The organism is Kluyvera georgiana ATCC 51603 (assembly GCF_001654985.1).
GTDB lineage: Bacteria > Pseudomonadota > Gammaproteobacteria > Enterobacterales > Enterobacteriaceae > Kluyvera > Kluyvera georgiana.
Genome location: NZ_LXEU01000012.1, coordinates 15,038 through 39,870 on the forward strand (window position 1 = coordinate 15,038; position 24,833 = coordinate 39,870).

Annotated in this window: 27 protein-coding genes; 19 read left to right on the plus strand and 8 right to left on the minus strand. The window is 55.7% G+C overall.

What is annotated here, in order from left to right; genetic code table 11:
• Window positions 1-22: 22 nt before the first annotated feature.
• A complete protein-coding gene (gene tsgA / locus M989_RS02410; RefSeq protein ID WP_064541547.1) occupies window positions 23-1,204 on the minus strand; it encodes an MFS transporter TsgA in 1,182 nt (393 codons plus the stop codon).
• 277 nt (window positions 1,205-1,481) lie between these two features.
• On the opposite strand from tsgA, the gene ppiA reads away from it, so the two are divergent.
• The 3 genes from ppiA to argD all read left to right on the plus strand — a co-directional run bounded on the left by ppiA (window position 1,482) and on the right by argD (window position 4,016).
• Entirely contained in the window at window positions 1,482-2,054 is a 573-nt protein-coding gene (gene ppiA / locus M989_RS02415) for a peptidylprolyl isomerase A (protein ID WP_064541550.1), read from the plus strand.
• Window positions 2,055-2,150: 96 nt separating this feature from the next.
• Window positions 2,151-2,714, plus strand: a complete 564-nt coding sequence (pabA, locus tag M989_RS02420; protein WP_064541553.1) for an aminodeoxychorismate synthase component 2 — start codon at window positions 2,151-2,153, stop codon at window positions 2,712-2,714.
• An 84-nt stretch (window positions 2,715-2,798) separates the two neighbouring features.
• On the plus strand, window positions 2,799-4,016 hold the full coding sequence (gene argD / locus M989_RS02425; RefSeq protein WP_064541556.1) for a bifunctional acetylornithine/succinyldiaminopimelate transaminase: 1,218 nt from the start codon (window positions 2,799-2,801) through the stop codon (window positions 4,014-4,016).
• Here argD and M989_RS02430 read toward each other — a convergent pair.
• Entirely contained in the window at window positions 4,009-6,084 is a 2,076-nt protein-coding gene (locus M989_RS02430) for a YccS/YhfK family putative transporter (RefSeq protein ID WP_064541559.1), read from the minus strand. The two genes, argD and M989_RS02430, sit on opposite strands and share 8 nt — an antisense overlap.
• A gap of 54 nt (window positions 6,085-6,138) precedes the next feature.
• On the minus strand, window positions 6,139-6,771 hold the full coding sequence (gene crp / locus M989_RS02435; RefSeq protein WP_000242758.1) for a cAMP-activated global transcriptional regulator CRP: 633 nt from the start codon (window positions 6,769-6,771) through the stop codon (window positions 6,139-6,141).
• Window positions 6,772-7,075: 304 nt separating this feature from the next.
• Between crp and M989_RS02440 the strand changes: the two genes are divergently transcribed.
• On the plus strand, window positions 7,076-7,480 hold the full coding sequence (locus tag M989_RS02440) for an OsmC family protein (RefSeq protein WP_064541617.1): 405 nt from the start codon (window positions 7,076-7,078) through the stop codon (window positions 7,478-7,480).
• A gap of 61 nt (window positions 7,481-7,541) precedes the next feature.
• Here the strand turns inward: M989_RS02440 and M989_RS02445 are convergent, their stop codons facing one another.
• From M989_RS02445 to M989_RS02455, 3 genes are all read right to left on the minus strand, one after another.
• Window positions 7,542-8,405 carry a phosphoribulokinase gene (locus M989_RS02445; RefSeq protein WP_064541562.1) on the minus strand — a complete coding sequence of 288 codons (864 nt, stop codon included), beginning with the start codon at window positions 8,403-8,405 and terminating at the stop codon, window positions 7,542-7,544.
• Window positions 8,406-8,470: 65 nt separating this feature from the next.
• The gene (locus tag M989_RS02450; RefSeq protein WP_064541565.1) at window positions 8,471-8,689 is read right to left on the minus strand and encodes a YheU family protein; all 219 of its coding nucleotides are present in this window, start codon (window positions 8,687-8,689) and stop codon (window positions 8,471-8,473) included.
• A complete protein-coding gene (locus M989_RS02455) occupies window positions 8,686-9,708 on the minus strand; it encodes a hydrolase (RefSeq protein WP_064541570.1) in 1,023 nt (340 codons plus the stop codon). Before M989_RS02455 ends, M989_RS02450 begins: the two co-directional genes overlap by 4 nt.
• A 250-nt stretch (window positions 9,709-9,958) precedes the next feature.
• Between M989_RS02455 and mdcA the strand changes: the two genes are divergently transcribed.
• Together mdcA and M989_RS02465 are read left to right on the plus strand one after the other, a co-directional pair.
• Window positions 9,959-11,614 carry a malonate decarboxylase subunit alpha gene (gene mdcA, locus M989_RS02460; protein WP_064541572.1) on the plus strand — a complete coding sequence of 552 codons (1,656 nt, stop codon included), beginning with the start codon at window positions 9,959-9,961 and terminating at the stop codon, window positions 11,612-11,614.
• Complete coding sequence (locus M989_RS02465; protein WP_064541574.1) at window positions 11,614-12,474, plus strand: triphosphoribosyl-dephospho-CoA synthase; 861 nt, start codon at window positions 11,614-11,616, stop codon at window positions 12,472-12,474. Before mdcA ends, M989_RS02465 begins: the two co-directional genes overlap by 1 nt.
• Before the next feature lie 32 nt (window positions 12,475-12,506).
• On the opposite strand, the gene M989_RS02470 is transcribed toward M989_RS02465, so the two are convergent.
• Window positions 12,507-14,414: an ABC transporter ATP-binding protein gene (locus M989_RS02470; protein ID WP_064541577.1), complete on the minus strand. Its 1,908-nt coding sequence runs from the start codon at window positions 14,412-14,414 to the stop codon at window positions 12,507-12,509.
• Window positions 14,415-14,586: 172 nt separating this feature from the next.
• On the opposite strand from M989_RS02470, the gene kefG reads away from it, so the two are divergent.
• From kefG to slyD, 4 genes are all read left to right on the plus strand, one after another.
• The gene (gene kefG / locus M989_RS02475) at window positions 14,587-15,138 is read left to right on the plus strand and encodes a glutathione-regulated potassium-efflux system ancillary protein KefG (protein WP_064541579.1); all 552 of its coding nucleotides are present in this window, start codon (window positions 14,587-14,589) and stop codon (window positions 15,136-15,138) included.
• On the plus strand, window positions 15,138-16,943 hold the full coding sequence (kefB, locus tag M989_RS02480; protein WP_064541582.1) for a glutathione-regulated potassium-efflux system protein KefB: 1,806 nt from the start codon (window positions 15,138-15,140) through the stop codon (window positions 16,941-16,943). The genes kefG and kefB overlap by 1 nt, the downstream gene beginning before the upstream one ends.
• Before the next feature lie 10 nt (window positions 16,944-16,953).
• Window positions 16,954-17,154 carry a YheV family putative zinc ribbon protein gene (locus M989_RS02485; RefSeq protein WP_064541585.1) on the plus strand — a complete coding sequence of 67 codons (201 nt, stop codon included), beginning with the start codon at window positions 16,954-16,956 and terminating at the stop codon, window positions 17,152-17,154.
• A 96-nt stretch (window positions 17,155-17,250) separates the two neighbouring features.
• Window positions 17,251-17,847 carry a peptidylprolyl isomerase gene (gene slyD, locus M989_RS02490; protein ID WP_064541588.1) on the plus strand — a complete coding sequence of 199 codons (597 nt, stop codon included), beginning with the start codon at window positions 17,251-17,253 and terminating at the stop codon, window positions 17,845-17,847.
• Between the two features lie 62 nt (window positions 17,848-17,909).
• Here the strand turns inward: slyD and M989_RS02495 are convergent, their stop codons facing one another.
• A complete protein-coding gene (locus M989_RS02495; RefSeq protein WP_064541591.1) occupies window positions 17,910-18,128 on the minus strand; it encodes a protein SlyX in 219 nt (72 codons plus the stop codon).
• 233 nt (window positions 18,129-18,361) lie between these two features.
• On the opposite strand from M989_RS02495, the gene fkpA reads away from it, so the two are divergent.
• From fkpA to M989_RS02540, 9 genes are all read left to right on the plus strand, one after another.
• Window positions 18,362-19,183 (plus strand): FKBP-type peptidyl-prolyl cis-trans isomerase, encoded by an 822-nt coding sequence (gene fkpA, locus M989_RS02500; protein WP_064541594.1) that lies wholly within the window; start codon window positions 18,362-18,364, stop codon window positions 19,181-19,183.
• 165 nt (window positions 19,184-19,348) lie between these two features.
• Entirely contained in the window at window positions 19,349-20,071 is a 723-nt protein-coding gene (locus tag M989_RS02505; RefSeq protein ID WP_064541597.1) for a helix-turn-helix transcriptional regulator, read from the plus strand.
• Window positions 20,071-20,457 carry a sulfurtransferase complex subunit TusD gene (tusD, locus tag M989_RS02510; RefSeq protein ID WP_064541599.1) on the plus strand — a complete coding sequence of 129 codons (387 nt, stop codon included), beginning with the start codon at window positions 20,071-20,073 and terminating at the stop codon, window positions 20,455-20,457. The genes M989_RS02505 and tusD overlap by 1 nt, the downstream gene beginning before the upstream one ends.
• Window positions 20,457-20,816, plus strand: coding sequence for a sulfurtransferase complex subunit TusC (tusC, locus tag M989_RS02515; protein ID WP_064541602.1), 360 nt, complete (start codon window positions 20,457-20,459; stop codon window positions 20,814-20,816). Before tusD ends, tusC begins: the two co-directional genes overlap by 1 nt.
• Before the next feature lie 7 nt (window positions 20,817-20,823).
• On the plus strand, window positions 20,824-21,111 hold the full coding sequence (gene tusB / locus M989_RS02520) for a sulfurtransferase complex subunit TusB (RefSeq protein ID WP_064541620.1): 288 nt from the start codon (window positions 20,824-20,826) through the stop codon (window positions 21,109-21,111).
• 123 nt (window positions 21,112-21,234) lie between these two features.
• On the plus strand, window positions 21,235-21,609 hold the full coding sequence (gene rpsL / locus M989_RS02525; protein ID WP_000246815.1) for a 30S ribosomal protein S12: 375 nt from the start codon (window positions 21,235-21,237) through the stop codon (window positions 21,607-21,609).
• Between the two features lie 95 nt (window positions 21,610-21,704).
• Window positions 21,705-22,175, plus strand: a complete 471-nt coding sequence (gene rpsG, locus M989_RS02530; protein WP_017374162.1) for a 30S ribosomal protein S7 — start codon at window positions 21,705-21,707, stop codon at window positions 22,173-22,175.
• 96 nt (window positions 22,176-22,271) lie between these two features.
• Window positions 22,272-24,386, plus strand: a complete 2,115-nt coding sequence (gene fusA, locus M989_RS02535) for an elongation factor G (RefSeq protein WP_064541605.1) — start codon at window positions 22,272-22,274, stop codon at window positions 24,384-24,386.
• Window positions 24,387-24,455: 69 nt separating this feature from the next.
• Window positions 24,456-24,833, plus strand: a 378-nt coding sequence (locus tag M989_RS02540) for a GTP-binding protein (RefSeq protein WP_047050242.1), incomplete at its 3' end; no start/stop codon positions are given.

A 24,833-nucleotide genomic window follows, 5' to 3' on the forward strand; every position in this document is an offset into this window, starting at 1 on the left:
CGGCGAAAAGGGGCGAGGCAGATTAGTGAGAAGCACTCACCGCATGCTGACGATGACGGCTCACAAAGCCGAGGACAAGGCACATGACGAATACAACGGCATACAGGCCGTTTGCGGTCGTCAACGCTGCCAGCGGGCCGCTATGGGCAACGATAGGCCCGGTGACCACGAAGGTCAGCATGGTGCCGATGGTGCCGCAGGTCAGCACAAAGTTAACCAGTTTTGGTGAGGCGACTTTGGTCTGCAGGGAGCCCAGCGTAATAATGGAGGTGTAGATCGCGCTGGAGAAGAAGCCCAGAGTCAGGATAAACCATGCCAGGTGCTGCGGTTCGCCGTGGTTGAACAGGTACATCATCACGGTGGCAATACCGGCCAGCACGGTCAGGATACGCTGCAGGTCGAAGAAGCGTAGGATAAAGCTGAAGGCCCACATACCGAACATGTAAGACATCCAGAAGTCGCTGACCAGTTTGCCGGCATCGTTGAGGCTCATGCCCAGGCCCTTGGCGTATTCCGGTACCCAGGAGATAAAGCCCAGCTGACCGAGGATGTAGCACAGCGCGGCGATGGACAGGAACAGCACGCCAATGCCCCACTTCTCTTTCACGATCGGCTGGTCGTTGTTCTGCGCTTTTTTACCCAGAATCGGGAAGTCGCAGCCGAGGGTCAGCACGAAGATAGCCACGTAGATCAGGCCAATGCAGGCGTATACCCAGTACCACTCAATGGTACGGGCCAGCAGCCAGGCGGCCAGCATCGGGAAAATCATCCCAGCCATGCTGAAGAAGGAGTCGGTAAACAACAGACGCGCGCCGCGCTGGCGACCTTCATACATATGGGTGATGAGGAAGGTACCAATCGACATGGTAATCCCGCTGACCAGCCCCAGTACGAACATGGCGGCGGAGAACAGCGCCAGGCTGTGGCTGGTCATCAGACCAATGACCGCCAGCACCATCAGGATGAAGCCAAAACGCAGCTGCGTTTTCAGCGGAACGATTTCCATCAACCAGGCGTTGAGGAAAATCGAGATCAGGATCCCAGCGTTCAGGAAGGTAAAGGTGTTACTCATGCTGGAAACGGGCAGATTGAAGTAATCGGCGATGTTTCCCATCACCATCCCGGTGACGATCACCAACGCACCGGTAAGGGCGTAGGAGAAGAAGCTGATCCATGTGAGCTTGATACGGTTGCTGTTAGTCATGACTGGCCTGTGAATAGTTGTGTAAAGCGCATTGACACCGCGCTGAGCGGGCAGATTTTAGTCATTGAGGTGATGTATTCATAGTTTTATTACGCAAACGTTGGCGTATTACACTTTTCATTGTGATCTGGATCACAAAATGGAAAGGGTGAATTCTTACCATGCTCATTATAAGCGTTACATCCGCGTAAACTTTGGTAAAGCACTGGCCTGAGGGGCTGTCCCTCTTTAGAATCAAGCCACTTGCTTCTCTACTGCACCTGTTAAAGGAATTCTCATGCTCAAATCAACTCTGGCGGCCGTGGCGGCTGTTTTTGCTCTCTCGGCGATGGCTCCTGCGGCTCTCGCAGCAACCACGAATCCGCACGTGCTGCTGACCACCTCCGCAGGCAACATCGAGCTGCAGCTGGATAGCCAGAAAGCGCCGGTTTCCGTTGAAAACTTCCTGAACTACGTTAATAGCGGTTTCTACAACAACACCACCTTCCACCGCGTGATCCCAGGCTTTATGGTTCAGGGCGGCGGCTTTAACGAGCAGATGCAGCAGAAGCAGCCTAACCCGCCAATTAAAAACGAAGCCGACAACGGCCTGCGCAACACCCGCGGCACCATCGCGATGGCGCGCACTGCTGATAAAGATAGCGCAACCAGCCAGTTCTTTATTAACGTGGCCGACAACGCCTTCCTTGACCACGGCCAGCGTGATTTTGGCTACGCGGTATTTGGCAAGGTGGTGAAGGGCATGGACGTGGCAGATAAAATCTCCCAGGTGCCGAGCCACAACGTTGGGCCATACCAGAATGTGCCGACCAAACCGATTGTCATCCTGTCGGCGAAAGTACTGCCATAATTTGCGCCGGGCGGCGTCAGGCATGAGGCTGCCGTCCGTATCGCTAAAGCACTCCACTCTCGGTAGAATGGCGGCAGATAAATGACCGGAGCCGCCATGATCCTGCTGATTGATAATTACGATTCCTTTACCTGGAACCTCTACCAGTATTTTTGCGAGCTGGGGGCCAGCGTGGTGGTCAGACGTAACGATGACATCACCCTTGATGACATCGATAAGCTGGCGCCGGAAAAAATCGTGATCTCACCCGGCCCCTGCACGCCGGACGAGGCAGGTATCTCTCTTGATGTCATCCGCCACTACGCGGGTACCGTTCCCCTCCTCGGCGTTTGTTTAGGCCATCAGGCCATCGCGCAGGCATTTGGCGCGCGCATCGTTCGCGCACGGCAGGTCATGCACGGCAAAACGTCGCCGATTACCCATCAGCAGCAGGGCGTTTTTCGTGGTTTGAATAACCCGCTGACCGTTACTCGATACCACTCTTTGCTGGTTGATCCCGATACGCTGGCCGACTGCTTTGAGGTCACCGCCCGCAGTGAATGCGGGGAAATCATGGGGATCCGCCATCGCGAGTGGGATCTGGAAGGCGTCCAGTTCCATCCGGAAAGCATCCTTAGCGAACAAGGGCACCAGCTACTGGCCAACTTTCTCCAGCGATAGTAGTTGCTATGATGTGATTTTTTATGCATATTTTGTGGATATATTCTCACAATCATTGCTGCATCGTTTGAAGAAGGGCATGACATGGTAACCAAACAACCTGCGATCACCCGCGCGACCTTCGATCAGGTCATTTTGCCAATCTATGCACCGGCGGAGTTTATTCCGGTGAAGGGAAAAGGCAGTCGCGTCTGGGATCAGCAAGGCAAAGAGTACGTTGATTTTGCGGGCGGTATCGCGGTGACGGCGCTGGGCCACTGTCATCCGGCGCTGGTTGAGGCGCTGAAAACCCAGGGCGAAACCCTGTGGCACACCAGCAACGTGTTTACCAACGAACCGGCGCTGCGCCTGGGCCAGAAGCTGGTTGATGCCACTTTCGCCGAGCGCGTGGTGTTCATGAACTCTGGTACTGAAGCCAACGAGACCGCTTTTAAACTGGCGCGTTACTACGCTTCAACCCGTCATAGTCCGTACAAAACGAAAATTATCGCCTTCCATAATGCCTTCCACGGGCGTTCGTTGTTTACCGTCTCCGTCGGCGGTCAGCCGAAGTACTCCGATGGTTTCGGCCCTAAACCTGCCGATATCGTTCACGTGCCGTTTAACGATCTGCACGCGGTGGAAGCGGTGATGGATGACCACACCTGCGCGGTGGTGGTGGAGCCGATTCAGGGTGAAGGCGGCGTGCAGGCGGCAACGCCGGAATTCCTCAAAGGGCTGCGCGACCTGTGTGACAAGCATCAGGCGCTGCTGGTCTTTGATGAAGTGCAGAGCGGCATGGGCCGTACCGGTTCGCTGTTTGCTTATATGCACTACGGCGTGACGCCGGATATTCTGACCAGCGCCAAAGCGCTGGGCGGCGGCTTCCCGGTGAGCGCCATGCTGACGACCAACGACATTGCCAGCGCTTTCCACGTGGGTTCGCACGGCTCTACCTACGGCGGTAACCCGCTGGCCTGCGCTGTGGCCGGTGCGGCCTTTGATATTATCAACACGCCGGAAGTGCTGAACGGCGTCAGTGCTAAGCGCGAGCGCTTTGTTCAGCATCTGCAACAGATTAACGCGAAATACGATGTCTTCAGCGATGTGCGCGGGATGGGCCTGCTGATTGGCGCTGAGCTGAACGCGAAATACAAAGGCCGCGCGCGCGACTTCCTGTATGCCGCAGCGGATGTCGGTGTAATGGTATTGAATGCCGGCCCGGACGTGATGCGCTTTGCGCCGTCGCTGGTGGTGGAAGAAGTGGATATCGATGAAGGCATGCAGCGCTTTGCCCAGGCCGTCGCGAAAATTGTTAGCTAGTTTGCCGCTTTAACCAGCCGCCGTGCTGTGGGCGCTGGCGCCAGGCCACCGACGAAATGGTGTGCATGGTGTTCAGGTGCCCCAGAATTCGCTGGAGATGCTGTTCCATGGTGCTTAACGGCCCGTGGGACAGCGAATCCGGCGCTTCCATAATGTTGACCTCGCCGCTGCTCCCCGCTTCATCGTATTCCAGACGCTGCTGGCAGCGTTGTAGGGCAATTTCACATGACTCCAGATACTGCTGCGCCAGATCGGGCGTCAACATGTTGTGCTCGCGCGCCAGCGTCGTCATGGCGTTGATGTGCTCGACGATAAACTGGCTGTGGGTGACCCACAGCTTCATGTCTTCAAGATAACGTGAATTAAAGCCTGGCTCCTGCATCGCCTGGTTCAGCGTGTTATACAGCGTGTTGTGCGCCTGGTTGACGCGCATGCGCTGGTAGGCCAGCTTCGGTGCCTGTGGGTCAGGGCTGAGGATCAGGCGGATAGCTTCCTGATCGGCCTCCAGCGCCGCCTGGGCGTTCTGGCGCAGCTGGCCGCTCTGCCACTGCGGCCAGAGCCAAATCATACCGCCGAAGGCGATCAGGCAGCCAATGATGGTGTCGATAAAGCGGGCGACAATAAACTCTTCGCCATTAAGCGTCAGGATTTGCAGGGTGTATACCGCCGTGATGGTGAAGCCGACGGTGGCCCAGCCGTAGCTGCGACGAATAATCAGGTAGCTCACTAGCGTGATCATCAGCATTCCCGCCAGCGCCCAGCCCTGCGGCGCGTGGAAGTGCAGGGCCACGGCGGCAATCACCAGACCGGCAAGGGTACCCGCCGCTCGGTGGAAAATTCGCACCCGGGTCGCGCCGTAACCGTTTTGCGTGACCAGCAGCACCGTCATCAGGATCCAGTACGGTTTTGGCAGGTGCAGCGCCGCGCCCATCAGGCTGGCGATGCTCAGCATCACGCTGAGACGCGCGGCGTTACGCAGGGCGGGAGAGCGCAAAGAGAGGTAGCTTTTTAACGCGGGGAACAGCGGCAGACGGCGTTCTTTGTCGGCCATCAGGTTACGCGGGTACAGCGGGCGCTGGGAGCGCAGCACGCGGGCAATGCGGCTGAAGTGCCAGGCACAGAACTGACCAACCGGGTTATCCGGGTGCTGGTCGGCAATTTTTTCCAGCGCGCCAATCTGTTTATCCATGTTGAAGCGGGTAGGGTAGCGGTGATAGAGGATATCGTCCGCCAGCACGCGCAGGCGTGCGGCTACCGTCTGGGCATTCCAGCGGATCACCGCTTCCGCATGGCTGCGTTCAACCAGCTTCTGCACCTCTTCCGGCTGGTGCAGGCTGACGGAGATATGCTCCTGCAAATCCAGCCCTACCTGGAAGGCGCGCAGCAGGCGCTTATAGTCATTGTGCTGGTTCGCCGCCAGCATGTGTAGCTGCTGGTAGCATTGGGAAATCAGGTCCACCACCTTTTGCTGGCGAGTCAGCAGCGGCGGCAGCGCGGTGTTGGGATCGGTATGCTGAGTCAGCAAGCTATATTTGGCTTCACAGTAGTCCGCAAGCTGACGGTAAAGCAGACTGAGCGATTCTCGCAGCGGCTGCTCGCGCCACATCCAGAACCACCACCAGTTGAACAGCCCGTACCATAATGTTCCCAGCGCGTAGATCAATAACGGCTGCCAGATGGGCATATTCCCTGCCAGGCTAAGGGTAAAAATGGACGCAATCAGCGAGGCGGGCAGCAGTCGTCCGTGCAGCGCGCTGATCTCCGCCGTGACGCCAAGCAGCAGCGCTAGCCCGCTCAGAATCAGTGGCAGAGGTACATCGTGCGCCTGCAGCAGCTGAACGGCGAGGCTACATCCTGCGAACAGACAGCCGCCAATGATAAGACGCTTGAAGAAACGTTTATGTGGCGTATCAAGCCCGGCAATGTTGCAACAGGCGGGCACCAGCGAGAACAGTAGGCCCTGCTGGAGATGACCGAGAAGTAGACCAATGGCAACGGGCAGACACAGCACCAGCGTTTGCCGCAGTGCATAGTTGACTTCCGGGTGGTAAATCAGCCTGCGCCACATAGGGGGAAAACAAAAACGGCGTACTGCATGACGCAATACGCCGTTTGGGCTGGATTAGCGGGTACCGTAAACGACAATGGTTTTGCCGTGTGCGGAGATCAGATTCTGATCTTCCAGCATCTTCAGGATACGGCCCACGGTTTCACGAGAGCAGCCCACGATCTGGCCGATTTCCTGACGAGTGATTTTGATCTGCATCCCGTCCGGGTGGGTCATTGCGTCAGGTTGTTTTGCCAGGTTCAGCAGCGTCTGCGCGATACGACCGGTGACGTCGAGGAACGCCAGGTTGCCGACTTTCTCAGAGGTCACCTGCAGACGACGCGCCATTTGCGAAGAGAGACGCATCAGGATGTCCGGGTTAACCTGGATCAGCTGACGGAATTTTTTATAAGAGATTTCAGCAACTTCACAAGCGGTTTTTGCCCGTACCCACGCGCTGCGTTCCTGGCCTTCTTCAAACAGGCCTAACTCACCGATGAAATCGCCCTGGTTGAGGTAAGAGAGGATCATCTCTTTCCCTTCTTCGTCCTTGATGAGTACTGCCACTGAGCCTTTTACGATGTAATACAGCGTCTCTGCTTTTTCACCCTGGTGAATCAGCGTGCTCTTCGATGGGTACTTATGAATATGGCAATGAGACAAGAACCATTCGAGAGTCGGGTCTGTTTGCGGTTTGCCAAGCACCATGCGCGGTTATCCTCTGTTATAAGCTCTTCCCGGCGGCAAAAGCATTGCGGCCACCGGTTGCAATAGTATCCTTCCCGTTACCTGGGAAGTCGGCTGTCGCATACTGTCGCAGCCTGTAATGTGATGTCCTCTGCATACATGAAGTACGTTTATGTATTACCGTAGCATCCTGACTGTTTTAGCATAGCTTTAGCCGTGTGTCTCCTGGTGTCTCGCTTCAGCATGACGTCGATCGCCTTCCATTGCGAGAATTGTTATGTGCGCGTAATCTGAGAAGAAAATTGCAACCTTGGAGTTAAAAATTATGCAAGCGCGTGTGAAATGGGTTGAAGGGCTGACCTTCCTGGGGGAGTCCGCTTCTGGGCATCAGATCCTGATGGACGGCAACTCTGGCGATAAAGCGCCAAGCCCGATGGAAGTAGTGCTGATGGCCGCAGGTGGCTGCAGCGCTATCGACGTGGTGTCTATCCTGCAGAAGGGGCGCAATGACGTGACCGACTGCGAAGTGAAACTGACCTCCGAGCGTCGTGAAGAAGCGCCGCGCCTGTTCACCCACATCAATCTGCATTTTATCGTCACCGGTAAAGGGCTGAAGGATGCGGCGGTTTCCCGTGCGGTGGATCTGTCTGCGGAGAAGTACTGCTCTGTTGCGCTGATGCTTGAAAAAGCGGTGAATATCACCCACTCCTACGAAGTGATCGAAGGGTAAGCCCTTTGCGAGCAACGGCTCCCTCGTTCCTTTGGGGAGAGGGAACCGTCCGGTCAATCTGCTAGTTTCGACCTTCCATTAAACGCTGCACCAGCGGCGTCATGATCAATTCCATCGCCAGCCCCATTTTGCCGCCGGGAACGACCAGCGTGTTTATATGCGAGATGAACGATCCCTGCAGCATGGCCAGCAGCCACGGATAGTCGATGTTGTCGAGGTTGCGGAAGTGAATCACCACAAAGCTTTCGTCCAGCGACGGAATGCCCTTGGCGGCAAATGGGTTAGAGGTATCAACCGTCGGCACGCGCTGGAAGTTGATATGCGTGCGTGAGAACTGCGGCGTGATGTAGTTGATATAGTCTTCCATCGAACGCACGACCGAATCCATCACCGCTTCGCGGGAGTGTCCGCGCTCGCTGGTATCGCGGATCATCTTCTGGATCCACTCAAGGTTAACGATTGGCACAACGCCGACCAGCAGGTCGACGTGGCGTGCGACATCATGCTGTGGCGTCACGACGCCGCCGTGCAGCCCTTCGTAGAACAGCACGTCGGTCGGTTCCGGCAGCGGCTGCCAGGGGGTAAATGTGCCTGGCACCTGATTCCACGGCACCGCTTCATCGTAGGTATGCAGGTATTTTCGCGACTGCCCTTTACCGTGCAGACCATAGTCGCGAAAGGTTTGTTCCAGCAGGCCAAAATCGTTGGCATCCGGGCCAAAGTAGCTGATATGGCGGCCTAAATCGCGGGCTTTACGAATGGCCATATCCATTTCCGGACGGGTATAACGGTGGAAGCTGTCGCCTTCCACTTCTGCCGAACGCAGGTTGAGCTGAGCAAAGATTTTACGGAATGCGAGGCTGGTGGTGGTGGTTCCCGCGCCGCTGGAGCCGGTAACGGCAATAACCGGATGTTTGGCAGACATGCGAATAACTCCCTGAAAAGACGACAAGGGAAGCGTGGTAACCGTCTCCCGTCGTTAGAGTATAGTTAACCGCGAAATTGGTTACGGGGCATGATGTTGACGGTCTCGTGAAGTTCGGACCAGACCAGCACCGCTTCGCCGGTTTGTAGCTGCTGTTTGACGTCGGCGACCTTTTGCGCAAGTGAACGCTCATATTCACCATAATCAGTGCCTTCGCGCAAGACAAAGCTTTCAATCAGGTTGTCCAGCGTCTCCGGGTCGATATCCTGCCAGGGAATAATCATGCTTTCGCTCCCAGCCAGCGCATCAGCCAGGCGGGAATGCGTTTTTCCAGCCACATTTCCGGGTGGCGTAAAGTGCCGCCGATAAAACCCACGTGCCCGCCAAATTCCGTCAACTGATACTCCACGTTCTCCGGCAGCTCTTCCTGCGCGGGGATGGAGTGGTGATCCATAAACGGATCGTCCTTCGAGTGGATGATCAGCGTCGGCTTCGTGATTTTGCTTAAGATCGGCATCGCGCTGCACTGGCGGTAATAGTCGATGGCGTCGGCAAAACCGTGGATCTTCGAGGTAATCGAATCGTCAAACTCGCGGATGCGGCGCATGCTTTTCAATTGACGCAGATCGACCGGCAAGGAGCCGGGATAGGCCTTCAGCTTGCGGGCCGCATTGCCTTTCAGCAGGTTGAGCAGATAGCGCTGATAGACGCGCGAAAAGCCTTTATCCATGTGGTAGCTACAGGCTTCCAGCATAAACGGCGCAGAGACGATCACGGCAGCATCGATGGGCACCGCATTGCCTTCTTTGGCGAGCAGACAGGCGAGCATGTTACCGCCAAGCGAGTAGCCCACAGCCGCAGTAGGGGCGTGACCATATTCGCGCGCAAGCCAGTGCAGGAACCAGGTACCGTCTTCCGTTTCGCCGGAGTGGTAGATACGGTTCAGGCGGTTAGGCTCGCCGCTACAGCCGCGGAAATGCATCACCACGCCCAGCCAGCCCTGCGCTTTCGCCGCATTGATCAGACCGTGCGCGTACGGGCTGTACAGACTGCCTTCCAGCCCGTGAAACACCACCAGACGCGGTTTATGAATGGCGGCCTGCGGATCTTCGCTCCACGCAAGATCGACAAAGTCGCCGTCCGGCAGCTCAAGGCGCTGCCAGTGGGGCGTGAACTGCACCTTACGCCGAATAAGGCGAGGCAGCATCGTCTGCAGATGCCGATTGCTGACGCCGCGCATCGGCACGAAGTCGGCGCTGCTTTGGGTGTCGATGTTGAGATCGTGGTGGGTGGTTTCAGTCATGTCTACGCGATGTTTACTCGTTAATCTGCCGCCTACTATACCGTCACTTTGCCCTCGTGTTTATGAAAATGAGGCACAGGTAGTTGTTTTTATCCCTTTGGTTTCTGATCCTCATCACAGATTGTTACTTCAATTATTACTCTCAAGCTAATGATTCTTTCCTACGCTTAATTGATGACTTTCTCACCAGGGTTCACACTCTTAGCTGTGTTAAGCAATCAAAATGATTAGTTGAATCAGGAGGTTAATAATGTTATCTGGACAAACGCCAGCACGAGTCTGGAATACCCGCCGTACGGAAAAACAGCGCCGCCTGGCTTCCGTTCCGGTGCAGGGCAAGGTGCTGCGGACCGCAGACCTGACCGCGATGCTGGAAAAACTGATCGCGCCGGGTGACCGCGTGGTATTAGAAGGGAATAACCAAAAGCAGGCAGATTTCCTGTCCCGCATGCTGGCTGAGGTGAACCCGCAGATTGTGCACGATCTGCACATGATTATGCCAAGCGTCGGGCGCAGCGAGCATCTGGATATCTTTGAAAAAGGCATCGCCCGCAAGCTGGACTTCTCCTTCTCCGGCACCCAGAGCCTGCGCATTTCGCAACTGCTGGAAGATGGTCAGCTGGAAATCGGCGCCATCCACACCTACATCGAACTCTATTCCCGTCTTTATGTTGACCTGGCCCCGAACGTGGCGCTGATTGCCGGCTTCAAAGCCGACCGCAAAGGTAACCTCTACACCGGGGCGAGCACCGAAGATACTCCCGCGTTAGTTGAAGCCGCTGCGTTCCACGACGGTATCGTCATCGCACAGGTGAATGAGCTGGTGGACGACGAATGCGACCTGCCGCGCGTGGATATTCCGGGCTCCTGGATTGACTACGTGGTTGTCGCCGATAAGCCGTTCTTTATCGAACCGCTGTTTACCCGTGACCCGCGTCTCATCAAACAGGAACACATCCTGATGGCGATGATGGCGATTAAAGGCATCTACGCGGAACACCAGGTGCAGTCGCTGAACCACGGTATCGGCTTTAACACCGCCGCTATCGAACTGCTGCTGCCAACCTACGGCGAACAGCTCGGCCTGAAAGGCAAAATCTGTAAACACTGGACGCTGAACCCGCATCCGACGCTGATTCCAGCGATTGAGAGCGGCTGGGTAGAAAGCGTGCACTGCTTCGGCGGCGAGCTGGGGATGGAAGAGTACATCCGCGCCCGTCCTGACATCTTCTTTACCGGTTCCGACGGCTCGATGCGTTCTAACCGCGCCTTCTGTCAGCTGGCAGGTCAGTACGCGGTGGATATGTTCATCGGCTCCACCCTACAGGTTGATGGCTACGCCAACTCCTCTACCGTGACCCGCGGCCGTCTCTCCGGCTTCGGCGGTGCGCCAAACATGGGCCATGACCCGCACGGTCGCCGTCATGCAACGCCAGCCTGGCTGAATATGATCACCGAACCAGACCCAATGCAGCGCGGTAAAAAACTGGTGGTGCAGATGGTCGAAACTTTCCAGGCGGGCGTGAAGCCAACCTTCGTCGAAAAACTGGACGCGGTTGACGTGGCGAAAGCCTCCGGCATGCCGCTGGCACCGGTAATGATCTACGGCGATGACGTAACCCACGTGCTGACCGAAGAAGGTATCGCCTACCTCTACCGCGCCAAAGATCTTGAAGAGCGCCGTGCGATGGTGGCTGCGGTAGCAGGGATCACCGATATCGGGCTGGGCGTTGACGCTAAGCGCGTTGCCGAACTGCGTCAGAGCGGCAAGGTGGTCTATCCGGAAGATATGGGCATTCGTCGTACCGATGCCACCCGTTCGCTGCTGGCAGCCGGTAGCGTCGCTGACCTGGTGGAATGGTCCGGCGGTCTTTACAACCCACCTGCGAAATTCCGGAGCTGGTAATGAAACTTCTGCCCCAGATTCAGGTTGAAGGCGGTGCCGAATGGCTGGCGCGAACCGCCACGCAGTGTCTGATTGACGAAGCACGATTAAGCCCGAAACCCGGTCTGGTGGACAGTCGGGGGAACGGCGCGCACCACGATCTTACGCTTGCGCTAATGGAGCGCTCCGCACATAGCCTGACCCCTACGTTTCAGGCGCTGGCGCAGCAAAGCTGGCAGCGTCCAGCGGATATTGCGCTCAGACAAACCATAGGGCGACTCGGCCGTGAGGGCGAGCAGCAGATGATGGCCGCGACCCACGGCGTGAATACCCACCGCGGTGCGATTTGGGCGCTGGGGTTGTTGGTGAGCGCCGTTGCGATGCAAGGTGGTGCCGGTGGCGCGCAGCAGATAGCCGCTACCGCAGCGGAACTGGCGAAGCTGCCGGATGACGCAGCGCCGAAGGTGTTTAGCAAAGGGCTTCGCGCGACGCATCGTTATCGTGTACCGGGCGCTCGTGAAGAAGCTCAGCAGGCGTTTCCGCACGTGATGCAGCGCGCGCTGCCGCAACTGCGTTTAAGCCGCCTGCGCGGTAGTAGCGAGACGCACGCGAGGCTGGATGCGCTGATGGCCATCATGACCTCGCTGACCGATACCTGCGTACTTTCTCGTGCCGGGCTGGAAGGGCTTGATGCCATGCAGGACGGCGCGCGCGCCGTGTTGAATGCAGGCGGCAGCGCGCACCCGGCGGGTCAGGCGGCATTAGCGGAACTGGATAGCCAGATGCTGGCGCTAAACGCCTCGCCGGGCGGCGCGGCTGACATGCTCGCCGCCACGCTATTTCTCGATCGCGTCGAAATCACGTCGAATCGCCGTATTTAAAGCATTAAGAGGATGTTATGGAACACATTACGTTAGTCGTTTTGCATCATCTGCTCAAGCTGTTCCTGCGCCTCAAGCCATGCCATTTCACACTCTTCCAGCCCGGATTTGGCGCTGGCCTGCAGTTGCAGACACTCGGTCATCTCCGCTTTTCGGCTCGGATCGTACAGGCTGCTGTCGCCGAGCTTCTCTTCTGCCTTCGCCAACTGTGCGTTGAGCTTCTCCATCTCTTTTTCCAGACGGGTAATCTCTTTACGCAGCGGCTGCGTCAGGGTGCGTAGCTCGGCTTCACGACGCTTTTGGTCTTTGCGCGACTGGGCGCTGTTGGCGTTGTTTTCCTTCGGCGCGTCGTCGCTCTGGTTTTCCTGTTTCTGCACGTCGCTCAGCCACTGTTGATAATCTTCCAGATCGCCGTCAAACGGCTCGACTTTTTTGTCGTGCACCAGATAGAGGTCGTCTGTGGTGGAGCGGATCAGGTGACGGTCGTGCGAGACTACGACCAGCGCGCCTTCGAAGTCGATTAACGCTTCGGTGAGCGCCTGACGCATGTCGAGATCCAGGTGGTTGGTCGGTTCATCGAGCAGCAGCAGGTTCGGGCGCTGCCAGACGATCAGCGCCAGCACCAGACGCGCTTTTTCGCCGCCGGAGAAGCGGGCGGTCTGTTCGGTGACTTTATCGCCCTGGAAGCCGAACCCGCCGAGATAGTCGCGCAGCTTCTGCTCCAGCTCCTGCGGCGCCATGCGCGCCAGATGCTGCAGCGGGGATTCATCCGCGCGCAGGAACTCCAGCTGATGCTGGGCGAAGTAACCGAGCTTGATGCCTTTGGCGAGGCCGATTTCACCGTGCAGCGGCTCCAGTTCGCCCGCCAGCAGCTTAATCAGCGTCGACTTACCCGCACCGTTACGGCCCAGCAGGCCGATGCGCGAACCCGGCACCAGGTTCAGCTTGATAGATTCAAGGATCGTGCGGTCGCCGTAGCCCGCACTGACTTTTTCCATCTTCAGCAGCGGGTTCGGCAGGCTTTCCGGCGCGCGGAAGCTGAAATGGAACGGGTTATCGACGTGGGCGGGGGCAATCAGCTCCATGCGCTCGAGCATCTTGATACGGCTCTGCGCCTGTTTGGCCTTGGTCGCCTTGGCACGGAAACGGTCGATATAGCTTTGCAGATGCGCCACGCGCTCCTGCTGGCTTTCGTACATCGCCTGCTGTTGCGCCAGGCGGGTGGCGCGCTGCACCTCAAACGAGCTGTAGTTGCCGGTGTACTCGAACATGGTTTCCTGTTCGATATGAATAATTTTGTCCACCACCGGGTCGAGGAAATCGCGGTCGTGGGAAATCAGAATCAGCGTGCCCTGATAGCTTTTGAGCCATCTTTCCAGCCAGATAACCGCATCAAGGTCGAGGTGGTTGGTGGGTTCATCGAGCAGCAGCAGGTCGGAGCGGCAAATCAGCGCCTGCGCCAGGTTAAGGCGCATACGCCAGCCGCCCGAGAAGTCGCTGACCGGGCGGTCGAGCTGTTCATTGCTGAAGCCCAGACCGTGCAGCAGGCTGGAGGCGCGAGAGCGGATAGTCCATGCATCGATCGCGTCCAGCTTGCCGTGAACGGTGGCAATGGCGTGCCCATCATCGCGTTCGTTAGCGTCGTTTAGTTGGGCTTCGAGCTGGCGGAATTCACGGTCGCCGTCAATGACATAATCCAGAGCTGGCTGGGGCAGCGCAGGGGTTTCCTGGTTTACCCACGCCAGCTGCCAGCTGCTGGGATAGGTAAAGTTGCCGCCATCGGCGCTTATCTCGTTTTTCAGTAGCGCGAGCAGCGTGGATTTGCCGCAGCCGTTTTTCCCCACCAGGCCGACTTTTTGCCCTGGGTTGATGGTGGCCGATGCGTTATCCAGCAGGACACGCACGCCGCGACGAATTTGTAACGAGGAGAAAACAATCATAAGGCGCCGTATGTTCTGAATATGTTAAATTGTCATTGTGGTAATGTAATGTGGTAAGCGAATCGCTAGACCGGGCCGCAATGGTAGCCCAAAACGATGACTATACACAAAATCATTCCGGTTGCGTCCCGCTACCAGAAAGAGGATGTGATTGACGCCCGGGAGGGGAATAATGACGCAGACGGCGAAAGTATTGCTGATCTATGCCCATCCGGAATCACAGGACTCGGTTGCTAACCGGGTTTTGCTTAAGCCGGCTTCGCAGTTAAGCAACGTCACGGTGCACGATCTCTATGCGCACTATCCGGACTTTTTTATTGATATCCCTCGCGAGCAGGCGCTGCTGCGCGAGCATGACGTTATCGTCTTTCAGCATCCGCTTTATACCTATAGCTGTCCTGCGCTGCTTAAAGAGTGGCTCGACCGCGTGCTAAGCCGTGGCTTTGCCAGCGGTATAGGGGGAAACCAGCTGGCGGGAAAGTACTGGCGTAGCGTGATCACCACCGGCGAGCCGGAAAGCGCCTATCGTCACGATGGCCTGAACCGCTATCCGATGAGCGATATCCTGCGCCCGTTTGAGCTGACCGCTGCCATGTGTCATATGCACTGGATGAGCCCAATTATTGTGTACTGGGCGCGACGTCAGCCGCCCGATGAACTGGCAAATCACGCCAAAGCTTATGCTGACTGGCTGGCGGCTCCGATTGTGGCAGGAGGGCGATGATGGAAGGCTCCGATTTATTACTGGCGGGGGTGCTGTTTCTCTTCGCGGCGGTGGCGGCGGTGCCGTTAGCCGCAAGGCTGGGCATCGGCGCGGTATTGGGTTACCTGCTGGCGGGGATTGCGATTGGCCCGTGGGGACTGGGCTTTATCAGCGACGTTGACGAAATTCTTCACTTCTCCGAGCTGGGCGTGGTGTTCCTGATGTTTATCATTGGACTGGAGCTGAATCCCGCCAAGCTCTGGCAGCTGCGGCGACCCATTTTTGGCATTGGCGCTGCGCAGGTCATGCTCAGCGCGGCGATCCTCGGCGGATTGCTGCTGCTAACCAACTTCTCGTGGCAGGCGGCGGCGATCGGTGGGATCGGTCTGGCGATGTCGTCGACGGCAATGGCCTTGCAACTGATGCGCGAAAAGGGGATGAACCGCAGCGAAGCCGGGCAGCTCGGCTTTTCGGTGCTGTTGTTTCAGGATTTAGCTGTCATCCCGGCGCTGGCGCTGGTGCCGCTGCTGGCGGGGGCCGGGGACGATCATGTCCACTGGCAGGCCGTTGGCCTGAAGGTGCTGGCTTTCGGCGGCATGTTGATTGGCGGGCGCTACCTGCTGCGCCCGGTGTTCCGCTTTATTGCCAGCTCTGGCGTACGTGAAGTGTTTACCGCGGCTACGTTGCTGTTGGTCCTCGGTTCCGCGCTGTTTATGGATGCGCTGGGCCTGTCGATGGCGCTGGGGACCTTTATTGCTGGCGTGCTGCTGGCGGAAAGCGAATATCGCCACGAACTGGAAATTGCCATCGAGCCGTTTAAAGGGTTGCTGTTGGGGCTGTTTTTTATCTCGGTGGGCATGTCGCTGAATCTCGGCGTGCTCTACAGCCATCTGTTATTGGTGGTGGGCTGCGTGGCGCTGCTGGTGGCGGTGAAGACCCTGGTACTGTATCTGCTGGCGCACCTCAACGGGATGCGCAGTGCGGAGCGCATGCAGTTTGCCGGTGTGTTGAGCCAGGGCGGCGAGTTTGCCTTCGTACTCTTTTCTGCCGCCTCGTCGTTCAAAGTCTTCAAAGGTGACCAGATGTCGCTGCTGCTGGTGACGGTCACGTTGTCGATGATGACCACGCCGCTACTGATGAAGATAGTGGATCGGGTGCTCTCGCGACGCTTTAACGGCCCGGAGGAAGAAGATGAAGCGCCGTGGGTGGAAGATGACAAGCCGCAGGTGATCGTGGTGGGCTTTGGCCGTTTCGGTCAGGTGATTGGCCGCTTGCTAATGGCCAACAAGCTGCGCATTACCGTACTTGAGCGCGATATCAGCGCGGTCAACCTGATGCGCAAATACGGCTACAAGGTTTATTACGGCGACGCTACCCAGGTGGAGCTGTTGCGCTCGGCGGGGGCCGAACAGGCACAGTCGATCGTCATCACCTGCAACGAACCGGAAGATACCATGAAGCTGGTGGAAATCTGCCAGCAGCACTTCCCGCATCTGAACATTATGGCGCGTGCACGGGGACGTGTGGAGGCGCACGAACTGCTGCAGGCGGGCGTGGTACAGTTTTCTCGTGAGACCTTTTCCAGCGCGCTGGAACTGGGGCGTAAAGCGCTGATCTCGACCGGGATGCACCCGCATCAGGCACAGCGCGCGCAGCTGCACTTTAAGCGCCTGGACATGCGCATGCTGCGCGAACTCATGCCGGTCCACAGCGATACTCAACAAATTTCGCGCGTGCGGGAAGCGCGGCGGGAGCTGGAGGAGATCTTCCAGCGTGAGATGCAACAAGAGCGACGGCAGCTGGACGGCTGGGACGAATTTGAATAGAAGGTGAAGCATGGCGATACGTAAACGTTTTATCGCGGGCGCAAAATGCCCGTCGTGTCAGGCGCAGGATTCCATGGCGATGTGGCGCGAGAATAATATCGATGTGGTTGAATGCGTTAAGTGCGGGCACCAGATGCGTGAAGCGGATAAAGAAGCGCGCGATCACGTGCGCAAAGAGGAACAAGTGATCGGGATTTTTCATCCGGAGTAGCGATCCGTGCTGTCTTTTTTTAAGCTTATGGGTACACGGGTGTAGAATTCCGCTACAATCTGCGCCACTAAAATATTCCCATGCTCAGGAGATATCATGAAAGTAGCAAAAGACCTGGTGGTCAGCCTGGCCTATCAGGTACGTACAGAAGACGGTGTGTTGGTTGATGAGTCTCCGGTAAGTGCACCGCTGGACTACCTGCATGGTCACGGTTCCCTGATCTCCGGCCTGGAAAATGCGCTGGACGGTCACGATGTTGGTGATAAATTCGACGTTGCTGTTCAAGCTAACGACGCTTACGGTCAGTACGACGAAAACCTGGTACAGCGCGTTCCTAAAGACGTCTTCATGGGCGTTGATGAACTGCAGGTTGGCATGCGCTTCCTGGCTGAAACCGACCAGGGGCCAGTACCGGTTGAAATCACCGAAGTTGAAGACGACCACGTTGTGGTTGACGGTAACCACATGCTGGCTGGCCAGAACCTGAAGTTCAGCGTTGAAGTTGTGGCTATCCGTGAAGCAACCGAAGAAGAACTGGCTCATGGCCACGTTCACGGCGCGCACGATCATCATCACGATCACGGTGAAGACGGTTGCTGCGGCGGTCACGGCCACGACCACGGTCATGACCACGGCGGCGAAGGCTGCTGCGGCGGTGGCGGTAAAGGCCACGGCGGCTGCGGCTGCCACTAATCCCTCTCGTTCTTACGAACGACAGAGACAAAAAAAGCGGGGAAACCCGCTTTTTTTACGTCTTAATAATGGGGTGGCGGCGTCTCTTCAGACTGCGACGCGATGTGTGACGGCTGGCTGGCTTTGAGTTTTTCCGTTAGCAGACGCAGATGCTCTCGCAGTTTGGCCATCTCCATTTCATGAGCGGTCACCGTCTGGTTGAGATCCTCAATGGTGATCTCCTGGAAGGCCAGCCGGCTTTCAAGCTCCTCCAGACGCGCTTCGATAGTCGTTTCCTGCATGATGTCTCTCTCTACTCGGTTATCGCCAAAAGCGTTTCTGACGTGGCGGATTCTACGCAACTTTACCCTGGCATGCAGCACTGCCGTTCGTGAGCGGAAACTAATTTAAACAAAAAGAGTCTGAAAAGGGTCGATATCAGGAGCGTTCGTATGTAGATTTCCTCTACAACGTTTTATAGTACGCTTCTCATTTAGTTAACATGGGGCGAGAGGCCCCGGCCCTGGAGAGATGGATGAAATCACTGTTTAAAGTAACGCTTCTGGCAACCACAATGGCCGTTGCACTGAATGCGCCTCTGACCTTCGCAGCTGACGCGGCGGCGAAAGCGGCCCCAGCAGCAGAAAGCAAAGCTGCATTCAAAAATGACGACCAGAAATCTGCCTATGCGCTGGGCGCATCGCTGGGTCGTTACATGGAAAATTCTCTGAAAGAACAGGAAAAACTGGGCATCAAACTGGATAAAGACCAGCTAATTGCCGGCGTTCAGGACGCTTTTGCTGACAAGAGCAAGCTGTCCGATCAGGAAATTGAACAAACTCTGCAGGCTTTCGAAACTCGCGTGAAGACCTCCGCTCAGGCGAAGATGGAAAAAGACGCGGCTGATAACGAAGCGAAAGGCAAAGCCTACCGCGACAAGTTTGCCAAAGAGAAGGATGTGAAAACCTCTAAAACCGGCCTGCTGTTTAAAGTAGAGAAAGAAGGTACCGGCGAAGCACCGAAAGACAGCGACACCGTGGTTGTTAACTACAAGGGTACGCTGATCGACGGTAAAGAGTTCGATAACTCCTACACCCGCGGTGAGCCGCTCTCCTTCCGTCTGGATGGTGTCATTCCGGGCTGGACAGAAGGCCTGAAGAACATCAAGAAAGGCGGTAAAATTCAGCTGGTTATCCCACCGGATCTGGCATACGGAAAAACCGGCGTTCCGGGTATCCCGGCTAACTCGACCCTGGTCTTCGACGTTGAACTGTTAGACGTGAAACCGGCACCGAAAGCCGAAGCGCAGCCTGAAGCCGCACCGGCAGATAAAGCCGCTGAAGCGAGCAAAAAATAAGAGTCAGACAGCCGCCGCCCACTGGGCGGCGGCTTTTTATTATCGGCAGGATATAATTAATGCTGGAAAGCGCCTTATGCGCTGTATTACTTTAGATGCCCCTAATAGTGATGAGCCTGCCCTGACAACATAACGACAGGCTCCTGAAAAGGAGTGCTTTTTTTCATGTCCAGGTCGCTTTTAACCAACGAAACCAGTGAACTTGATTTACTGGATCAACGTCCTTTCGATCAGACCGACTTTGATATTCTTAAATCCTACGAAGCGGTGGTGGACGGGTTGGCGATGCTCATTGGTTCCCACTGCGAAATCGTGCTGCATTCACTTCAGGATCTTAAATGTTCGGCAATACGCATCGCAAACGGTGAACATACCGGGCGGAAAATCGGCTCGCCGATTACCGATCTCGCGCTCCGTATGCTGCATGATATGACCGGGGCGGATAGCAGCGTTTCCAAATGCTATTTTACTCGCGCCAAAAGCGGCGTGCTGATGAAGTCGGTCACTATTGCCATCCGTAATCGCGATCAGCGCGTCATTGGCCTGCTGTGCATCAACATGAACCTCGATGTGCCGTTCTCACAGATCATGAACACCTTTATCCCGCCAGAGACGCCGGAAGTGGGCTCTGCGGTTAACTTCGCCTCATCGGTGGAGGATCTGGTGACCCAGACGCTGGAGTTCACTATCGAAGAGGTCAATGCCGATCGCAACGTTTCCAATAACGCCAAAAATCGCCAGATCGTGCTTAACCTTTACGAGAAAGGCATCTTCGACATCAAAGATGCTATCAACCAGGTGGCCGATCGCCTGAACATCTCCAAACACACGGTGTACCTCTATATTCGTCAGTTCAAGAATGGCGATTTCCTGGGGCAAGATAAGTAATGCGTTTTGCTCTGATGGTGACCGGGCCAGCCTATGGCACGCAGCAGGCCAGCAGCGCGCTGCTGTTTGCGCAGGCGGCACTGGCTGAAGGTCACGAGATAGCCTGTGTATTTTTTTATCGTGAAGGGGTATACAACGCCAATCAGCTGAGTTCCCCTGCCAGCGATGAGTTTGATCTGGTTCGTGCATGGCAATCACTGCATGATACGCACGGTGTTGCGCTGCATATTTGTGTCGCCGCCGCGCTCCGTAGAGGCGTGACCGACGAAACGGAAGCTGGGCAGCTTGGTTTGCCAACGTCTAACCTACAGCCGGGCTTTTCGCTGAGCGGATTGGGTTCGCTGGCCGAAGCCGCATTAACCTGCGATCGAATGGTGCAGTTCTGATGAAACGCGTCGCATTTGTTTTCTCCAGCGCCCCTCACGGCAGCGCTGCAGGCCGTGAAGGGTTGGATGCGCTGCTGGCGACGTCGGCATTAAGCGAAGACCTTGGCGTCTTTTTCATTGGCGACGGCGTGTTTCAACTGCTCAGCCAGCAGGCACCCGGCGTTATTCTGGCGCGTGACTACATCGCCACTTTCAAGCTGCTGGCGCTCTACGATATTGAAAACTGCTGGATCTGCGCCGCATCAATGCGTGAACGCGGTCTGGCGGCCGATACGGCATTTGTCGCTGACGTGGAACCGTTAGAACCGAATGCCCTGCGTGAACGGCTTAACGGCTATGACGTCATTCTGCGCTTTTGAGGCCTCTATGCTGCATACGCTCAGTACCTCTCCCTGGCATTCCGATATTGCGGGTATGATCCGTCTGATGGCAGAAGGTGATGATTTGCTGCTGCTTGCTGACGGTGTGCTCGCGGCGGTGGAAAACAGCCACTTTCTTGAAATCCTGCGCGCTGCCCCCATATCCATCCATGTGTTGAATGTAGATGTGCAGGCGCGCGGTCTTTTTGCTCAAATTTCGAGCGATGTCATCATGGTCAGCTATACTGACTTCGTCAGGTTAACGGTAAAACACCCGGCTCAAATGACCTGGTAATGCCATACCGTTGTATATTTCTTGACACCCTTTCGGCATGGCCCTAAAATTTCGCGTCCTCATATTATATGAGGCGATTTATTACGTGTTTACGAAGCAAAAGCTAAAACCAGGAGCTATTTAATGGCAACAGTTAACCAGCTGGTTCGCAAACCACGTGCTCGCAAAGTTGCAAAAAGCAACGTGCCTGCACTGGAAGCCTGCCCGCAGAAACGTGGCGTATGTACTCGTGTATATACTACCACTCCTAAAAAACCGAACTCCGCACTGCGTAAAGTTTGCCGTGTTCGTCTGACTAACGGTTTTGAAGTTACCTCCTACATCGGTGGTGAAGGTCATAACCTGCAGGAGCACTCCGTGATCCTGATCCGTGGCGGTCGTGTAAAAGACCTTCCGGGTGTTCGTTACCACACCGTTCGTGGTGCGCTTGACTGCTCCGGCGTTAAAGACCGTAAGCAAGCTCGCTCCAAGTATGGCGTGAAGCGTCCTAAGGCTTAATGGTTCTCCGTTAAGTAAGGCCAAACGTTTTATATTAATGTCAAACTAAACTCTTTGAGTTTTGGACAATCCTGAATTAACAACGGAGTATTTCCATGCCACGTCGTCGCGTCATTGGTCAGCGTAAAATCCTGCCGGATCCTAAGTTCGGATCAGAACTGCTGGCTAAATTTGTTAACATCCTGATGGTAGATGGTAAAAAATCTACTGCAGAATCAATCGTATACAGCGCGCTGGAGACCCTGGCTCAGCGTTCTGGTAAAAATGAACTGGAAGCTTTCGAAGTCGCTCTCGAAAACGTTCGCCCGACTGTAGAAGTTAAATCCCGCCGCGTAGGTGGTTCTACTTATCAGGTACCAGTTGAAGTTCGTCCGGTTCGTCGTAATGCTCTGGCAATGCGTTGGATCGTAGAAGCTGCTCGTAAACGCGGTGATAAATCCATGGCTCTGCGCCTGGCGAACGAACTTTCTGACGCTGCAGAAAACAAAGGTACTGCAGTTAAGAAACGTGAAGACGTTCACCGTATGGCAGAAGCCAACAAGGCGTTCGCACACTACCGTTGGTAATCCCTTCGGAGTATTAGTCACCAGGCGGGCGCTTCAGCGAAGCTGCCCGCTTTGGGTTACTTAACTGAACGCCTAAAAAGATAAACGAGGAATCAAATGGCTCGTACAACACCCATCGCACGCTACCGTAACATCGGTATCAGTGCGCACATCGACGCCGGTAAAACCACTACTACCGAACGTATTCTGTTCTACACCGGTGTAAACCATAAAATCGGTGAAGTTCACGACGGCGCCGCTACCATGGACTGGATGGAGCAGGAGCAGGAACGTGGTATTACCATCACTTCCGCTGCAACTACTGCATTCTGGTCTGGTATGGCTAAGCAGTATGAACCGCATCGCGTAAACATCATCGACACCCCGGGGCACGTTGACTTCACCATCGAAGTAGAACGTTCCATGCGTGTTCTTGACGGTGCGGTAATGGTTTACTGCGCAGTTGGTGGTGTTCAGCCACAGTCTGAAACCGTATGGCGTCAGGCTAACAAGTATAAAGTACCGCGCATCGCGTTCGTTAACAAAATGGACCGTATGGGCGCTAACTTCCTGAAAGTTGTTGGTCAGATCAAAACCCGTCTGGGCGCGAACCCTGTTCCGCTGCAGCTGGCAATTGGCGCTGAAGAAGCGTTCACCGGTGTTGTTGACCTGGTGAAAATGAAAGCCATCAACTGGAACGAAGAAGACGCAGGCGTAACCTTCACTTATGAAGATATCCCGGCTGACATGCAGGAACTGGCTGACGAATGGCACCAGAACCTGATCGAGTCCGCTGCTGAAGCTTCAGAAGAGCTGATGGAGAAATACCTGGGTGGTGAAGAACTGACTGAAGAAGAGATCAAAAAAGCTCTGCGTCAGCGCGTTCTGAACAACGAAATCATCCTGGTAACCTGTGGTTCTGCGTTCAAGAACAAAGGTGTTCAGGCGATGCTGGATGCGGTAATTGATTACCTGCCATCCCCGGTTGACGTACCTGCGATCAACGGTATCCTGGACGACGGTAAAGACACTCCGGCTGAGCGTCACGCAAGCGACGACGAGCCGTTCTCTGCACTGGCGTTCAAAATCGCTACCGACCCGTTTGTTGGTAACCTGACCTTCTTCCGCGTGTACTCCGGTGTGGTTAACTCTGGTGATACCGTACTGAACTCCGTGAAAGCTGCACGTGAGCGTTTCGGTCGTATCGTTCAGATGCACGCTAACAAACGTGAAGAGATCAAAGAAGTTCGCGCGGGCGACATCGCTGCTGCAATCGGTCTGAAAGACGTAACCACTGGTGACACCCTGTGTGACCCGGATGCGCCGATCATTCTGGAACGTATGGAATTCCCTGAGCCGGTAATCTCCATCGCAGTAGAACCGAAAACCAAAGCTGACCAGGAAAAAATGGGTCTGGCTCTGGGCCGTCTGGCTAAAGAAGACCCGTCATTCCGCGTATGGACTGATGAAGAATCTAACCAGACCATTATCGCCGGTATGGGTGAGCTGCACCTCGACATCATCGTTGACCGTATGAAACGTGAATTCAACGTTGAAGCGAACGTCGGTAAACCTCAGGTTGCTTACCGCGAAGCGATTCGCGCGAAAGTTACCGATATCGAAGGTAAACACGCTAAGCAGTCTGGTGGTCGCGGTCAGTACGGTCATGTTGTTATCGACATGTACCCGCTGGAGCCGGGTTCCAACCCGAAAGGCTACGAGTTCATCAACGACATTAAAGGTGGTGTAATCCCTGGCGAATACATCCCGGCCGTTGATAAAGGTATCCAGGAACAGCTGAAATCTGGCCCGCTGGCTGGTTACCCGGTTGTTGACATGGGTGTTCGTCTGCACTTCGGTTCTTACCATGACGTTGACTCCTCTGAACTGGCGTTTAAACTGGCCGCTTCTATCGCCTTCAAAGATGGCTTTAAGAAAGCGAAACCAGTTCTGCTTGAGCCGATCATGAAGGTTGAAGTAGAGACTCCGGAAGAGAACACTGGTGACGTTATCGGTGACTTGAGCCGCCGTCGTGGTATGCTCAAAGGTCAGGAATCCAACGTGACTGGCGTTGTGATCCACGCTGAAGTTCCGCTGTCCGAAATGTTCGGTTATGCGACTCAGCTGCGTTCACTGACCAAAGGCCGTGCTTCTTACTCCATGGAGTTCCTGAAGTACGACGATGCGCCGAACAACGTTGCTCAGGCCGTTATTGAAGCCCGTGGTAAATAATCCACAGGATTAAAACCTAAGTCCCGTGCTCTCTCCAAAGGGGAGAGCACTATAGTAAGGAATATAGCCGTGTCTAAAGAAAAATTTGAACGTACAAAACCGCACGTTAACGTCGGCACCATCGGCCACGTTGACCACGGTAAAACTACCCTGACCGCTGCAATCACCACCGTTCTGGCTAAAACCTACGGCGGTGCTGCTCGTGCTTTCGACCAGATCGATAACGCTCCGGAAGAAAAAGCTCGTGGTATCACCATCAACACCTCCCACGTTGAATATGACACCCCGACCCGTCACTACGCGCACGTAGACTGCCCGGGGCACGCCGACTATGTTAAAAACATGATCACCGGTGCTGCGCAGATGGACGGCGCGATCCTGGTTGTTGCTGCGACTGACGGCCCGATGCCGCAGACTCGTGAGCACATCCTGCTGGGTCGTCAGGTA